Below are 13,494 nucleotides of genomic sequence, written 5' to 3'. Positions count from 1 at the left end.
CTGACCGACGGTCAGCCCTTCACCCACTCCTGCTGCCGCGCCAGGTCCGCCTTCACCTCGGCGAGCTGAACCGCGACGGCCGAGGATGCGGTGCCGCCGCGCCCGTTTCGGGCGGCGATGGCACCGTGGACGCTGAGCACCGAGCGGACCTCGGGAGTCAGGTGCTCGGAGATCGAGGCGAACTGCTCGTCGGTCAGGTCGGACAGCTCGATGCCCTGGGCCTCACAGACCTTGACGCAGGCTCCGGCCACCTCGTGCGCGACCCGGAACGGCACGCCCTGCTTGACCAGCCACTCGGCGATGTCGGTGGCGAGCGAGAAGCCCGCCGGGGCCAGCTCCTCCAGTCGCTCCCGGTGCACCGTGAGGGTGGCCATCATCCCGGTGAACGCGGGCAGCAGCACCTCCAGGGTGTCGCAGGAGTCGAAGACCGGCTCCTTGTCCTCCTGGAGGTCCCGGTTGTAGGCGAGCGGCAGCGCCTTGAGGGTGGCCAGCAGGCCGGTCAGGTTGCCGATCAGTCGGCCGGACTTGCCGCGGGCCAGCTCGGCGATGTCCGGGTTCTTCTTCTGCGGCATGATCGAGGAGCCCGTGGAGAAGGCGTCGTGCAGCGTGATGAAGCCGAATTCCTTGGTGTTCCAGATGATCACCTCCTCCGCGATCCGGGAGAGGTTGACCCCGATCATCGCGGTCACGAAGGCGAACTCGGCGACGAAGTCGCGCGAGGCGGTGCCGTCGATGGAGTTGCCGACCGAGCCGCCCTCGAAGCCGAGGTCGGCGGCGACGGCCTGCGGGTCGAGGCCGAGCGAGGAGCCGGCCAGCGCACCGGAGCCGTACGGGGACACGGCGGTGCGGGCGTCCCACTGGCGCAGCCGCTCGGCGTCCCGGCCGAGGGCCTGCACGTGTGCGAGGACGTGGTGGGCGAAGAGGACGGGCTGGGCGTGCTGCAGGTGGGTGCGGCCCGGCATCGCGGTGTCGGGGTGCGCCTCGGCGAGGCCGACCAGGGCGTGCTGGAGGTCGAGCAGCAGGCCGCCGACGGTCTTGGCGTGGTCCCGCAGGTACATCCGGAACAGGGTGGCGATCTGGTCGTTGCGCGAGCGCCCGGCCCGCAGCTTGCCGCCGAGATCGGCGCCGAGGCGCTCCAGCAGGCCGCGTTCCAGGGCGGTGTGGACGTCCTCGTCGGCGACGGTGCCGGTGAAGGTGCCGGCCTGGACGTCGGTGAGCAGCTGGTCGAGGCCGGCCAGCATGGCGGCGAGCTCCGACTCGGAGAGCAGCCCGGCCTTGTGCAGCACCCGGGCGTGGGCCTTGGAGCCGGCGATGTCGTACGGGGCGAGGCGCCAGTCGAAGTGGACCGAGGCGGAGAGCCTGGCCAGCGCCTCGGACGGGCCGTCGGCGAAGCGCGCGCCCCAGAGGCGGACGTCGGAGGACTGCTGGGCGGTCATCGCGGTGGCTCCTTACACGGCTGCGGTGGTGCACACATGTGCAGTATGTGGCATAAGTATGCACGATGCCGCATGAAACACAAAACCCCGGCCGGAGCTGGTCCGGTTACCGGGGTTTCGGGGTGTCGAGGTGTTACTGCGCCTTGGCCTGGGCGAGCTGCATGAGGTGGTCGGCGAGCGCCTGGCCGCCGGACGGGTCCCGGCTGATCAGCAACACGGTGTCGTCGCCGGCGATGGTGCCGATGATCTCGAACACCTCGGCCTGGTCGATCGCCGAGGCCAGGAACTGCGCAGCCCCGGGCGGGGTGCGCAGCACGACCAGGTTGCCGGAGGCGGTCGCGGAGACCATCAGCTCGCCGGCCAGCCGGGCCATCCGGCCCTCGGTGGCCGACTCCCCCATCGGCGCACGCGGCGTACGGTCGCCGCCCTCGGCCGGGACGGCGTAGATCAGCGCGCCGTCCCGGTTGCGGATCTTGACCGCGCCCAGCTCGTCCAGGTCCCGGGAGAGGGTGGCCTGGGTGACCACGAGTCCGTCGTCGGCGAGCAGCTTGGCGAGCTGGCTCTGCGAACGCACGGGCTGGCGGGTGAGCAGGTCCACGATCCGCCGGTGGCGCGCGGTGCGGGTCTGCGGGACCTGCGGCGTCGGGCCGGCGGCGGAGGGGCCGGAGCGGGAATCGGTCATGTGATTATTCTCCCGGACGACGGTCAGCTCGCATCGGCCGGGGCGCTCTCGCGCACCATCCGGAGGATGCCGGGCAGCGCGGCCAGGAAGGCGTCCGCCTCCTGCTCGGTCAGCACCAGCGGCGGCGCCAGCCGTACCGCGTCCGGGACGGCCGCGTTGACCAGGAAGCCCGTCTCCTGCGCCGCGGCCTGGACCTCGGCCGAGACCGGCCGGGTGAGCACGATGCCGATCAGCAGGCCGGCCCCGCGCACGTGCGAGACCAGCGGGTCGCCGATCGCCTCGACGCCGCGCCGCAGCCGCTCGCCGATCTTGCGGACGTGCTCCAGCAGGCCCTGGGACTCGATCGTGTCCAGCACCGCGAGCCCGGCCGCGGCGGCCACCGGGTTGCCGCCGAAGGTGGTGCCGTGCTGGCCCGGGGTGAGCAGCTCGGCCGCCTCGCCGAAGGCCAGCACCGCGCCCATCGGCAGGCCGCCGCCGAGCGCCTTGGCCAGGGTGACCACGTCCGGCTCGATGCCCTCCTCGGCCTGGTGGGCGAACCAGTGGCCGGTGCGGCCGATGCCGGTCTGGATCTCGTCCAGGACGAGCAGGGTGCCGGTGGCCCGGGTGATCTCGCGGGCCGCCTTGAGGTAGCCCTCGGGCAGCGGGATGGCGCCGTTCTCGCCCTGGATCGGCTCCAGGAAGACGGCGGCGGTCTCGGTGGTGACGGCCGCACGCAGCGCCTCGACGTCGCCGAACGGGACGTGGGTGACGTCGCCGGGCAGCGGGCGGAACGGGTCCTGCTTGGCGGGCTGGCCGGTGAGCGCGAGGGCGCCCATGGTCCGGCCGTGGAAGCCGCCCTGGAGGGCGACCAGATGGGTGCGGCCGGTGCGCCGGCTGATCTTGAAGGCCGCCTCGTTGGCCTCGGCGCCGGAGTTGCAGAAGAACACCCGGCCGCCCTCCCGGCCGTCCAGCTCCAGCAGCCGCTCGGCGAGGGCGATGGTCGGCTCGGCCATGAACAGGTTGGAGACGTGGCCGAGGGTGGCGATCTGCTTGCTGACCGCCTCGACCACGGCCGGGTGGGCGGTGCCGAGGGCGTTGACGGCGATGCCGCCGAGCAGGTCGGTGTACTCCTTGCCGTCGGCGTCCCAGAGCTTGACGCCCGCGCCGCGCACCAGCGGGATGCGGGGGGTGCCGTAGTTGTCGGTGAACGTGTGCTGCCACCGGTCGGTGAGCTGCTCGTTGTGCGTCATGCCAGTCCCCCGGTCACGGTCGGTTCGTCGTCCGGCACGACCATCGTGCCGATGCCCTCGTCGGTGAAGATCTCCAGCAGCAGGCTGTGCGGGACCCGGCCGTCCAGCACGCGGGCGGTGCCCACACCGGAGCGGACGGCGCGCAGGCAGCCCTCCATCTTGGGGAGCATGCCGCTGGCCAGGCCCGGCAGCAGATCCTCCAGTTCGCTCGCGTTGAGCTGGCTGATCACGTCGTCGGAGTGCGGCCAGTCCTTGTAGAGGCCCTCGACGTCGGTGAGCACCACCAGCATCTCGGCGCCGAGCGCGACCGCGAGGGCGGAGGCGGCGGTGTCCGCGTTGATGTTGTAGACGTGGCCGTCGGCGCCGCGGGCGATCGAGGAGATGACCGGGATCCGGCCGTCGGCGATCAGCGCCTTCACCGCGCCGGCCTCGATGTTGACGATGTCTCCGACCAGGCCGATGTCGACCGGCTCGCCGTCCACCACCGCGTAGCGCTTGACCGCGGTCATGGTGTGGGCGTCCTCGCCGGTCATGCCGACGGCGAACGGGCCGTGCTCGTTGAGCAGGCCGACCAGCTCCCGCTGCACCTGGCCGGCCAGCACCATCCGGACCACGTCCATGGTCTCGGGGGTGGTCACGCGCAGGCCGTTGGTGAAGCTGGACTCCAGCCCTAGCTTGTCGAGTTGGGCGCTGATCTGCGGGCCGCCGCCGTGCACCACGACGGGGTGGAGTCCGGCGTAGCGGAGGAAGACGACGTCCTGGGCGAAGGCCGCCTTGAGGCTGTGGTCCACCATGGCGTTGCCGCCGAACTTGATCACGACGGTCTTGCCGTGGAAGCGCTCCAGCCACGGCAGCGCCTCGATCAGCGTCATGGCCTTGGGCAACGCGTTGTTGTTCCGGGCCTGTTCGCCCTTGGGTGCGATCTGCACGGGTCTCGGTTCCTCGTCCGATCAGGTGTCAGCTGGAGTAGGCGCTGTTCTCGTGCACGTAGTCGGCCGTGAGGTCGTTGGTCCACAGCGAGGCGCTCGCCGTACCGGCGTTGAGGTTCGCGGTGATGACGACCTCGCGGCCCTTCATGTCCACCAGGTCGCGGTCCTCGCCCACGCCGCCGTCCTTGCAGACCCAGACGCCGTTGATGGCCACGTCGAGCCGGTTCGGGTCGAAGGTGGCGGAGGTGGTGCCGATCGCGGCCAACACCCGGCCCCAGTTGGGGTCCTCGCCGTGGACGGCGCACTTGAGCAGGTTGTTGCGGCTGATCGTCCGGGCGACGTCGACGGCCTCGTCCTCGGTGGCGGCGCCGGTGACGTCGATCCGGATGTCCTTGCTGGCGCCCTCGGCGTCGCCGATCAGCTGGCGGGCCAGGTCGGCGCTGACCGCGCGGACGGCCTCGGCGAACTCGGCCTGGTCCGGGGTGATGCCGGTGGCGCCGGAGGCGAGCAGCAGCACGGTGTCGTTGGTCGACATGCAGCCGTCGGAGTCGATCCGGTCGAAGGTGGTGCGGGTGGCGCCGCGCAGCGCGGCGTCCAGGGCGGCGCCGTCCAGGTCGGCGTCGGTGGTGAGGACGACCAGCATGGTGGCCAGGCTCGGGGCGAGCATGCCCGCGCCCTTGGCCATGCCACCGACCGTCCAGCCGGCCGGGCTGGTGACCTGGGCGGTCTTGTGCACGGTGTCGGTGGTCTTGATGGCGATCGCGGCGGCCTCGCCGCCGGTCTCGCTGAGCTCCCGGGCGGCCAGGGTGACGCCGGGCAGCAGGACGTCCATCGGGAGGCGCACACCGATCAGGCCGGTGGAGGCGACGGCGACCTCGCCGGCGCTGAGACCCAGCTCCTCGGCGACCTTCTCCGCGGTGGCGTGGGTGTCCTGGAAGCCGAGCGGGCCGGTGCAGGCGTTGGCGCCACCGGAGTTGAGGACGACGGCGGAGACCTGGCCGCCCTTGAGGACCTGCTCGGACCAGAGCACCGGCGCGGCCTTGACCCGGTTGGCGGTGAAGACTCCCGCCGCCGCGAGCGAGGGTCCGTCGTTGACCACCAGGGCGAGGTCCGGGGTGCCGGAGGCCTTGATGCCCGCGGTGACCCCGGCGGCCCGGAAACCCTTGGCGGCGGTGACGCCGACGTTCTGAGTGGTCACGGTGCGACTCCGTTCACGGGAAGGCCCAGCTCCTCGGGCAGTCCGAGGGCGATGTTCATGCTCTGCACCGCGCCGCCCGCGGTGCCCTTGACCAGGTTGTCGATCGCGCTGATCGCGATGATCCGCCCGGCGGTCGGGTCCAGGGCCACCTGGACCAGGCCGGTGTTGGCGCCGTAGACGCTGCTGGTCTGCGGCCACTGCCCCTCGGGCAGCAGGTGGACGAACGGCTCGTCCGCGAACGCCTCGGCGTAGGCGGCGCGCAGGCTCTCGGCGCTCACGCCCGGCTTGGCCTTGGCCGAGCAGGTGGCGAGGATGCCGCGCGGCATCGGGACGAGGGTGGGGGTGAAGGAGACGGTGACCGGCTCGCCCGCCAGCGGGGTGAGGTTCTGCACCATCTCCGGAGTGTGCCGGTGCACGCCTCCGACGCCGTACGGGCTGACGCTGCCCATGACCTCACTGCCCAGCAGGTGGGGCTTGGCGGCCTTGCCGGCACCGGAGGTGCCGGAGGCGGCGACCACGACGGCCTCCGGCTCGGCGAGCCCGGCCGCGTAGGCGGGGAAGAGCGCCAGGGAGACGGCCGTCGGGTAGCAGCCGGGTACGGCGATCCGGTTGCTGCCCTTCAACGCGGCGCGGTGGCCAGGGAGTTCGGGCAGGCCGTAGGGCCAGGTGCCGGCGTGCGCGGAGCCGTAGAACTGCTCCCAGTCGGCGGCGGCCTTGAGCCGGAAGTCGGCGCCGCAGTCGACGACCAGGACGTTCTGGCCGAGTGCCTCGGCGACGGCGGCGGACTGGCCGTGCGGCAGCGCCAGGAACACCACGTCGTGGTCGGCCAGCACCTCGGGGGTGGTGGGTTCGAGGATGCGGTCGGCGAGCGGGATCAGGTGCGGCTGCAGCGCGCCCAGTCGCGTGCCCGCGTTCGAGCCGCCGGTCAGGGCCCCGATCTCCACCTCCGGGTGGCCGAGCAGCAGGCGCAGCACCTCGCCGCCCGCGTACCCGCTCGCGCCGGCGACGGCGACTCGCAATGCCATGGCGTTCCTCCTTAGTCGTGGCATGAATATACGCGCGGAGGAAAAGTCATGCAAGACTGGGTGTGGGGACCGCAGCGCCGTTCATGAGGCGGGAGCGACGGGTGCCACCCCGGCTTCCGAAGCGGTGCAGCACTGCTGAACTGCTGAACTGCCGGACGGGTTACCGCTTGACCGCCCGCAGCACCACGAACTTCGGGTTCCCGGCGACGAGTTGGCAGTTGCCGAAGAGCTTGCGCAGCTTGACGTGGTAGCCGAGGTGGCGGTTGCCGACCACCCAGAGCTCACCGCCGGGCTTGAGCGCCCGCCGGGAGCCGGTGAACATCCGCCAGGCGGTGGCGTCGGTGGTGGCCTGGTGGGAGTGGAACGGCGGGTTGTTGAGCACCAGGTCCACCGAGCCGGGGGCGAACAGCTCCGGAGCGAGCGCGTCGGCGGCGAGGAACTCGGCCGGGGCGTCCGGGCCCAGATTGGTGCGGAAGGTCCCCTCGGCCGAGGCCACCGCCTGGTGGGACTCGTCCACGAACACCAGCTCCGCGCCCGGCCCGGCCAGCGCGGCGGCCGTACCGACCACGCCGTTGCCGCAGCCGAGGTCGACCACCCGGTCCCCGGCGGCGGGGGTCGGCAGGTGGGCCAGGAAGAAGCGGGTGCCGATGTCGAGCCGCTCGGCGCAGAAGGTGCCGGCGTGGTTGACCACCGTGCGGCCGGAGGCGGGGCCGACGTCCGGCGGCAGCGCGTAGCGGTGCGGCCACGGACTGGCGCCGGGGTCGAGCGCCGGGTCGGGGGCGCAGAAGATCAGCCGGGCCTTGCGGACCGCGAGCGAGGTGCGGGTCGGGCCGAGGATCTTCTCGAAGAGCTGCAGGGTCGAGGTGTGGATCTCGGTGACCATGCCGGTGCCGACCACGACCGTGCCGGGGTGGATCGCCGGGGCGAGCCGGTGCAGCTGGTCCTCCAGCAGGGCCAGGCTCTTGGGGACGCGCACCAGCAGCACGTCGATCCGCTCCGGCGGGGCGTCCCGGGTGGTCAGCAGCCGGGCCTCGTCGACGGCGGCGCCGGCCCGGGCGAGGTTCTCCCGGGTGGCCTGCCCGCCGAGGTGGGAGTCTGTGATCTGGACCGGTTCGTACGGCGCGAGCGCGGTGGTCAGCGCGCCCCAGCGGTCGCCGAGGACCGCGATCCGGCGGCCGGCCAGCTCGGTCGGGGTGCCGGCGGCGCTGTCCGCCTCGCCCGCGAGGTGGCGCAGCAGGTACTCGTCGGCGGCGTCCCAGGCCCGCAGCCGCTCGCGGGGGTCCACCGGGAAGCGGGTGAGGTCGAGGGTGCCCCACGGGGTGGCCAGCGGGGTCGCGGTGGGCGCGGTCTGCGGATTCATCGTGTTCTCAGGCTATCGGACGCCTGGCGGGGAACTGTTTTTATGGGATCCGAGCGGACGGATACTGGAAGAGCCCGGCCGAGAGAGGTGAGGGCGATGGACTGGAAGCTCGAGGTCGTGGTGGTCCCGGTGGCGGACGTGGACCGCGCGAAGGTCTTCTACGAGGAGCAGGCCGGCTTCACGGTCGACCACGACACCCGGCTGCGGGACGGTGTCCGGGTGGTCCAGCTGACCCCTCCGGGATCGTCCTGCTCGATCGTGGTGGGGACCGGGGTGATCGATTCGGCGCCCGGCTCGGTGAAGGGCCTCCAGCTGGTGGTGCCGAACATCGAGAAGGCGCACGCGGAGCTCGCGGCGCGCGGCGTGGCGGTCAGCCCGGTCCAGCATTTCGTGGCGGGCTCGCGGGTGGACGGGCACGGCGAGGCCTGGAACAACTTCGTGTTCTTCAACGACCCGGACGGCAACGGCTGGGCCGTCCAAGAGGCGCCTTCGGCCGCCTAGGTCTCGGGCGGGCCTCGGGCGGGCCTTGGGTAGGCTCGTGGGATGGCTGAACACGAGGGAAGCGTGCGGGTGGACGCCTGGATCTGGTCGGTCCGGCTGGCCAAGACGCGGTCGCTGGCGGCAGCCGCCTGCAAGGCCGGACACGTCCGGGTGAACGGCGAGCGGGCCAAACCGGCCCAGACCCTCAAGCCCGGGGACGAGGTGCGGGTCCGCGAGGAGGGGTACGAGCGGGTCGTCGTGGTGCGGAAGCTGATCCGCAAGCGGGTCGGCGCCTCGGTCGCGGCGGAGTGCCTGATCGACAACAGCCCGCCGCGACCGCCGCGCGAGCTCGTCGCCCCGGTCTTCGAGCGCGACCGCGGCGCCGGCCGCCCGACCAAGCGGGACCGCCGCGAGCTGGACGGGCTGCGCGGACGGTAGGCGCCCTATGCCGCCGTGTCGGTGAGCACCCGGGCCAGGAAGGCGTCGAGGTTGAGCACCGTACGGGCGACCTGGTCCTCCAGCGGCATCGACTCGTCGGGCCGGGTGACCAGGGTGGACTTCTTCAGCCCGCGCACGTAGAGCGAACAGGCCAGGTCCGCGCAGATGTACGTGCCGACGGTGTTGCCCTCGCGGCCCGCCGCCCCGGCCCGGCGGGCCGCCAGCAGCGCGACGCCGGACCCGGCGTGCGCGGTGATGCACAGCGAGCACACGTTGGTCTTGGTCAGGCTGCGCCGGACCATCGGCGAGCGCAGCGTCACCCCGACCAGCTCGCCGCCGTACGGCGCCACCAGGTAGGCCCGGTCGGGCGCGCCCTGGTCCCGCCAGCCGAGGAAGTCCAGGCTCTCCCAGGGCAGTTCGGCCAGGCCCCGGGGCAGGTTGAGCCGACGGGCCTCGCCCTTGGAGCAGTTGACGAAGGACGCGCGGATCTCGGAGTCGCTCAGGGGTTCCATGCCGCGGAAGCTAACACCGCGCGCCGGGCCCTGTCGCTTCCTTTTCTCCCGGTACGCACCGGATCGGCCGGCCGCGGTGAGGGACTGTCGGCGCCCCGCCGTAGTCTGCGACGGCCGGTCCCGGCGCAGGAGGGAGGCGCCGGGACCGAGCACATCAGGGCTTGAAGGCGACGCCGGCGTAGGCGGAGACGTCCTGCCAGCCGTCGGGGAGGTCGGTGGTGGGGACGTGGCCGGCGGTGGGGCGCCAGAGCGGGAGTTGGACCAGGCCGGGTCCGACGAACTCGAAGTCGCCGAAGAAGGGTTCGACGCCGGAGCGCGGGCGCAGGACGAGCGGGGCGCTGGCGCTCTTGTAGATCCGGGCGCCCTCGGCGGCGCTCTCACGGGAGGCGAAGTCGGGGCTGCCGTGGGAGAGGATCAGCGCGCTGCCGGGGGCGAGCGCGTCGCGCAGGGTGCGCACGATCCGCTGCGCACCCTCCTCGTCGCGGATGAAGTGCAGGACGGCGACCAGCATCAGCGCGACCGGCTGGGAGAGGTCGACGGCGGCGGCCAGCGCGGGGTGGCCGAGGATGGCCTCCGGGTCGCGCAGGTCGGCCTCGATGACGGAGGTGTGCCCGGCCGGGTGACCGGCCAGCAGGGCGCGGGCGTGGGTGGCGACGATCGGGTCGTTGTCCACGTACACCACCCGGGCGTCCGGGGCGACCCGCTGGGCGACCTCGTTGGTGGAGCCGACGGCCGGGATGCCGGTGCCGATGTCGACGAACTGGCGGACCCCCCGACCCGCGACGAACTCGACGGCCCGGCCGAGGAACTGCCGGTTGGTGCGGGCCAGCAGCGGCAGCGCCGGGTAGGCGGCTATCGCGGCCTGGGCGGCCTTGCGGTCCACCTCGAAGTTGTCCTTGCCGCCCAGGTAGTAGTCGTACATCCGCGCGGTGTGCGGTATGCCGGTGTCCAGCTCGCTCGGCGGCTGCCAGTCCTCGGCTCTGGCCCACTCCCAGTCGGCGCTCGTGCCGTGGCCGACGGCCGCGGTGTCCTCGTACATCATCTTCCGCCCCCAATGCGAAATGCCGGAATGTGCCTACCGCCCCGTAACACGCGGCGCGCCGTGATCGTATCGAACGACACACCGTGGAAACAGCGGGAGTTCAGGTTTACGCAACGCCCGTAGAACAGAGTGTGTGCACGTCAAGGAACGGGTGGACGCCCGTGGCGGATCGCCGGGCGGGGCCGTCCTCTCTATGCTGGCTGCCGATGACTGCCGACCGCCGCACCGTACTGCGCACCGCCGCCCAGCTGGCCGCCCTGACCGCCGCCGGCGGGCTCCTCACCGGTTGCGCCGGCGGTACGCCCCGCCGGGCCGACACCGGGACGCTCGCCGCGCACCCCGGCACCGTCGACCCGCAGCAAACCACCGACCCGGCCTGGAACGGCGGCGAGGGCCCGGAGTCCCCCGCCCCGGCCGAGCCGCAGCCCACCGGCCAGCCGACCGCGGCCGCCACCCAGAGCTCCACCCCGCCGACCCCGCCCGCGCTGACGCCGCTCGCGGCCGGCACGCCGTACGAGGTGGTGTACGGGCCGCGCACCGGCAAGAACGTGGCGCTCACCTTCCACGGCAGCGGCGACCCCAGGCTCGCCACCGCGCTGCTGGAGGCCGCCGAGCAGCGCGGCGCCAAGCTGACCGTGATGGTGGTCGGCAGCTGGCTGGACCAGCAGCCGCAGATGGCCCGGCGGATCCTGGACGGCGGGCACGAGCTGGGCAACCACACCCAGAACCATCTGAACATCTCGGCGATGCCCCCGGACCAGGCCCGCGCCGAGATCGCCCAGTGCGCCGACCGGCTGCAGAAGCTGACCGGCTCGATCGGCCGCTGGTTCCGCCCCTCCGCCGCCCAGTTCGCCACCCAGATGGTGCGCGATCAGGCCAAGGCCGTCGGCTACGAGCACGTGCTGTCCTTCGACGTCGACCCGCGCGACTACAACGACCCGACCGCCGCCGAACTCCAGCGCCGGGTGCTGAGCACGGTGCGCGGCGGCTCGGTGGTGGCCCTGCACATGGGCCACCAGTGCACCATCGACGCACTGCCGGCGATACTGGACGGCCTGGCCAAGGCGGGGCTCAAGCCCGTCACCGCCAGCCAGCTCTGCGCCTGACGGACGGTACGGGTCAGGCCATCGGGTCGCCGTCCTTGTACGGGCGCAGCCGCAGCGTGCGGGCGTCCGTCCCGCGGATCTCCTCGGCCCGCTCGACCAGTTCCGTCAGGTCGTCCCGCCCGGCGTGGATGAACCGCCCGTGCAACCCGTCGAAGCGGCCCCGGGCGGCGTCCACGGTGACCGCGACCATGTACGGGATCGAGCCCCAGGCCTTCATGTCCTGGAACATCGGCATCGCGGCGGTCATGTCGGTGGCCACCGCGCCGGGGCTGATGTCCAGGACCACGATGTCGTGCTGGGCCAGCGAGTCCGCCATGTTGTCGGAGAGCTGGAGCAGCGCGCCCTTGGAGGTGGCGTACGCGGTGTAGTTGCCGTCCGGGCGCAGCGCGAAGCCGGAGTTGAGGTTGACCACCCGCCCGCGGCGGCGTGCCACCATGCCGGGCAGCACGCAGCGCAGCAGGTTGTAGGGGCCGCGCAGGTTGGTCTCGATCACCTGCCACCACTGGTTGGGATCGGTCTCCCAGATCGGCACCTCGGCACGGTCGACCAGGCCGGCGTTGTTGACCAGCAGGTCGATCGGCCCGAGGTCGCGCTCGACCAGCCGGACGGCCTCGCGCACCGACCCGGGGCGGCAGACGTCGGCGGTGACCGCGACGCCCCGGGCGCCCCGTTTGAAGCACTCCTTGAGGGTCTCGGTCAGCGTGTCGTGGGTGCGGCCGACCAGCCCGACGGCCATGCCCTCGGCGGCCAGGCCGATGGCGATCTCCCGGCCGATCCCCCGGCCCGCGCCGGTGATCAGGGCGACCTGTCCTGCGAGTGATCCCATCGGCACCGCGTGCTCCTTTCCCGTCCCCGGCCCCCGTCCGCGGCGTTTTGTCGGACCTGCGGCATTCTGTCGGCCGCCGGGCGGCGGCGGCCCCGCGCACACGCGCGAGCGGCGCGGCCTCACTCGTTCGGAGGATGTTTGAACACTGGCACTGCACCGGGGAGGGGGTGACCTACTGGCCGGTACGGAGTAGTAACGTCATCGGGGCGGTGACCGGTGCACCCATTCCGGCACACCGACCCGTTGACCAGCAGCTCGCTGGGCCACCAGTTCGCTGGGCGACCCCCAGCACCACCGAAGGGCAACTGAGTGAGTGACATCGCGCGCGTCGGAGTAGTCGGCTGCGGCCTGATGGGGTCGGGCATCGCCGAGGTCTTCGCCCGGGCCGGGCTGGACGTCATGGTGTCGGAGGCCAGTGGTGAGGCGCTGGAGTTCGGCCGCACCCGGCTGACCAACTCCCTGGAGACGGCGGTCAAGCGCGGCAAGCTGACCCCCGAGCAGCGGGACGAGGCGCTGTCCCGGCTGTCCTTCACCGTCGAACTGTCCGACTTCGCGGACCGCGACCTGGTGGTCGAGGCCGTCGCCGAGCGCGAGGACATCAAGGTCAAGATCTTCGAGACCCTGGACCGGGTGATCGAGCGCCGTGACGCGGTCCTGGCGTCCAACACCTCCTCGATCCCGATCGTGAAGCTGGCCGCCGCCACCTCCCGCCCGGAGCAGGTGATCGGCCTGCACTTCTTCAACCCGGCGCCGGTGCAGAAGCTGGTCGAGGTCATCCCGACCCTGACCACCTCGGCGACCACCACCGAGCGGGTCGAGGCCTTCGCCTCCCAGGTGCTCGGCAAGGAGCCGATCCGTGCCCGCGACCGGGCCGGCTTCGTGGTCAACGCGCTGCTCGTCCCGTACCTGCTCTCCGCGGTGCGGATGTTCGAGTCGGGCGTGGCCACCGCCTCCGACATCGACAAGGGCATGGAGGCCGGCTGCGCCCACCCGATGGGCCCGCTGCGGCTGTGCGACCTGATCGGCCTGGACACCATCGTCTCGATCGCCGAGTCGATGTACGACGAGTACAAGGAGCCGCTGTACGCCGCTCCGCCGCTGCTGTCCCGGATGGTCGACGCGGGCCTGCTGGGCCGCAAGTCCGGCCGCGGCTTCTACGACTACACGGCGACCGCCTGAGCCCCGGCGCAGAAGGGCGGGGAGCAAACCAGAAAGGGGCGAGCGAGAGGGG

At 72.4% G+C, this 13,494-nt stretch carries 14 protein-coding genes; 4 read left to right on the top strand and 10 right to left on the bottom strand.

Features of this window, described 5'->3' with window-relative positions; translation table 11 throughout:
- Positions 1 to 11: 11 nt before the first annotated feature.
- From argH to ACFQ87_RS19670, 7 genes are all read right to left on the bottom strand, one after another.
- On the bottom strand, positions 12 to 1,436 hold the full coding sequence (gene argH / locus ACFQ87_RS19700; RefSeq protein ID WP_380612049.1) for an argininosuccinate lyase: 1,425 nt from the start codon (positions 1,434 to 1,436) through the stop codon (positions 12 to 14).
- A 133-nt stretch (positions 1,437 to 1,569) separates the two neighbouring features.
- A complete protein-coding gene (locus tag ACFQ87_RS19695) occupies positions 1,570 to 2,118 on the bottom strand; it encodes an arginine repressor (RefSeq protein WP_380612048.1) in 549 nt (182 codons plus the stop codon).
- A 23-nt stretch (positions 2,119 to 2,141) separates the two neighbouring features.
- Positions 2,142 to 3,347: an acetylornithine transaminase gene (locus ACFQ87_RS19690; RefSeq protein ID WP_380612047.1), complete on the bottom strand. Its 1,206-nt coding sequence runs from the start codon at positions 3,345 to 3,347 to the stop codon at positions 2,142 to 2,144.
- Entirely contained in the window at positions 3,344 to 4,219 is an 876-nt protein-coding gene (gene argB / locus ACFQ87_RS19685) for an acetylglutamate kinase (RefSeq protein ID WP_380612108.1), read from the bottom strand. The genes ACFQ87_RS19690 and argB overlap by 4 nt, the downstream gene beginning before the upstream one ends.
- Positions 4,220 to 4,304: 85 nt before the next feature.
- Entirely contained in the window at positions 4,305 to 5,474 is a 1,170-nt protein-coding gene (gene argJ / locus ACFQ87_RS19680) for a bifunctional glutamate N-acetyltransferase/amino-acid acetyltransferase ArgJ (protein WP_380612046.1), read from the bottom strand.
- Complete coding sequence (gene argC / locus ACFQ87_RS19675) at positions 5,471 to 6,499, bottom strand: N-acetyl-gamma-glutamyl-phosphate reductase (RefSeq protein ID WP_380612045.1); 1,029 nt, start codon at positions 6,497 to 6,499, stop codon at positions 5,471 to 5,473. The genes argJ and argC overlap by 4 nt, the downstream gene beginning before the upstream one ends.
- A 160-nt stretch (positions 6,500 to 6,659) precedes the next feature.
- On the bottom strand, positions 6,660 to 7,826 hold the full coding sequence (locus ACFQ87_RS19670; RefSeq protein ID WP_380612107.1) for a methyltransferase: 1,167 nt from the start codon (positions 7,824 to 7,826) through the stop codon (positions 6,660 to 6,662).
- A gap of 129 nt (positions 7,827 to 7,955) precedes the next feature.
- Between ACFQ87_RS19670 and ACFQ87_RS19665 the strand changes: the two genes are divergently transcribed.
- Both ACFQ87_RS19665 and ACFQ87_RS19660 read left to right on the top strand, forming a co-directional pair.
- On the top strand, positions 7,956 to 8,360 hold the full coding sequence (locus tag ACFQ87_RS19665) for a VOC family protein (RefSeq protein ID WP_380612044.1): 405 nt from the start codon (positions 7,956 to 7,958) through the stop codon (positions 8,358 to 8,360).
- 42 nt (positions 8,361 to 8,402) lie between these two features.
- Positions 8,403 to 8,777, top strand: coding sequence for an RNA-binding S4 domain-containing protein (locus ACFQ87_RS19660; protein ID WP_380612043.1), 375 nt, complete (start codon positions 8,403 to 8,405; stop codon positions 8,775 to 8,777).
- A gap of 5 nt (positions 8,778 to 8,782) precedes the next feature.
- Here ACFQ87_RS19660 and ACFQ87_RS19655 read toward each other — a convergent pair whose 3' ends face one another.
- Positions 8,783 to 9,289 (bottom strand): FBP domain-containing protein, encoded by a 507-nt coding sequence (locus ACFQ87_RS19655; RefSeq protein ID WP_380612042.1) that lies wholly within the window; start codon positions 9,287 to 9,289, stop codon positions 8,783 to 8,785.
- 154 nt (positions 9,290 to 9,443) lie between these two features.
- Entirely contained in the window at positions 9,444 to 10,331 is an 888-nt protein-coding gene (locus ACFQ87_RS19650) for an SAM-dependent methyltransferase (RefSeq protein ID WP_380612041.1), read from the bottom strand.
- Positions 10,332 to 10,537: 206 nt separating this feature from the next.
- On the opposite strand from ACFQ87_RS19650, the gene ACFQ87_RS19645 reads away from it, so the two are divergent.
- Positions 10,538 to 11,437, top strand: coding sequence for a polysaccharide deacetylase family protein (locus tag ACFQ87_RS19645; RefSeq protein WP_380612040.1), 900 nt, complete (start codon positions 10,538 to 10,540; stop codon positions 11,435 to 11,437).
- A 13-nt stretch (positions 11,438 to 11,450) separates the two neighbouring features.
- Here ACFQ87_RS19645 and ACFQ87_RS19640 read toward each other — a convergent pair whose 3' ends face one another.
- Complete coding sequence (locus ACFQ87_RS19640) at positions 11,451 to 12,263, bottom strand: SDR family NAD(P)-dependent oxidoreductase (protein WP_380612039.1); 813 nt, start codon at positions 12,261 to 12,263, stop codon at positions 11,451 to 11,453.
- Positions 12,264 to 12,572: 309 nt separating this feature from the next.
- Here ACFQ87_RS19640 and ACFQ87_RS19635 point away from each other — a divergent pair, with 309 nt between their 5' ends.
- Positions 12,573 to 13,442, top strand: coding sequence for a 3-hydroxybutyryl-CoA dehydrogenase (locus ACFQ87_RS19635; protein ID WP_380612038.1), 870 nt, complete (start codon positions 12,573 to 12,575; stop codon positions 13,440 to 13,442).
- The last annotated feature ends 52 nt before the right edge of the window (positions 13,443 to 13,494 follow it).

It is taken from the genome of Kitasatospora sp. NPDC056531, assembly GCF_042794375.1.
GTDB lineage: Bacteria > Actinomycetota > Actinomycetes > Streptomycetales > Streptomycetaceae > Kitasatospora.
This window is presented reverse-complemented; position numbering and strand designations above follow the sequence as displayed.

Coding starts and splice junctions, on each gene's coding strand:
- argH (WP_380612049.1), bottom strand. CDS start 1,436: ATGACCGCCCAGCAGTCCTCCGACGTCCGCCTCTGGGGCGCGCGCTTC.
- ACFQ87_RS19645 (WP_380612040.1), top strand. CDS start 10,538: ATGACTGCCGACCGCCGCACCGTACTGCGCACCGCCGCCCAGCTGGCC.
- ACFQ87_RS19650 (WP_380612041.1), bottom strand. CDS start 10,331: ATGATGTACGAGGACACCGCGGCCGTCGGCCACGGCACGAGCGCCGAC.
- ACFQ87_RS19640 (WP_380612039.1), bottom strand. CDS start 12,263: ATGGGATCACTCGCAGGACAGGTCGCCCTGATCACCGGCGCGGGCCGG.
- ACFQ87_RS19665 (WP_380612044.1), top strand. CDS start 7,956: ATGGACTGGAAGCTCGAGGTCGTGGTGGTCCCGGTGGCGGACGTGGAC.
- ACFQ87_RS19695 (WP_380612048.1), bottom strand. CDS start 2,118: ATGACCGATTCCCGCTCCGGCCCCTCCGCCGCCGGCCCGACGCCGCAG.
- argC (WP_380612045.1), bottom strand. CDS start 6,499: ATGGCATTGCGAGTCGCCGTCGCCGGCGCGAGCGGGTACGCGGGCGGC.
- ACFQ87_RS19690 (WP_380612047.1), bottom strand. CDS start 3,347: ATGACGCACAACGAGCAGCTCACCGACCGGTGGCAGCACACGTTCACC.
- ACFQ87_RS19655 (WP_380612042.1), bottom strand. CDS start 9,289: ATGGAACCCCTGAGCGACTCCGAGATCCGCGCGTCCTTCGTCAACTGC.
- ACFQ87_RS19660 (WP_380612043.1), top strand. CDS start 8,403: ATGGCTGAACACGAGGGAAGCGTGCGGGTGGACGCCTGGATCTGGTCG.
- argB (WP_380612108.1), bottom strand. CDS start 4,219: ATGACGCTGATCGAGGCGCTGCCGTGGCTGGAGCGCTTCCACGGCAAG.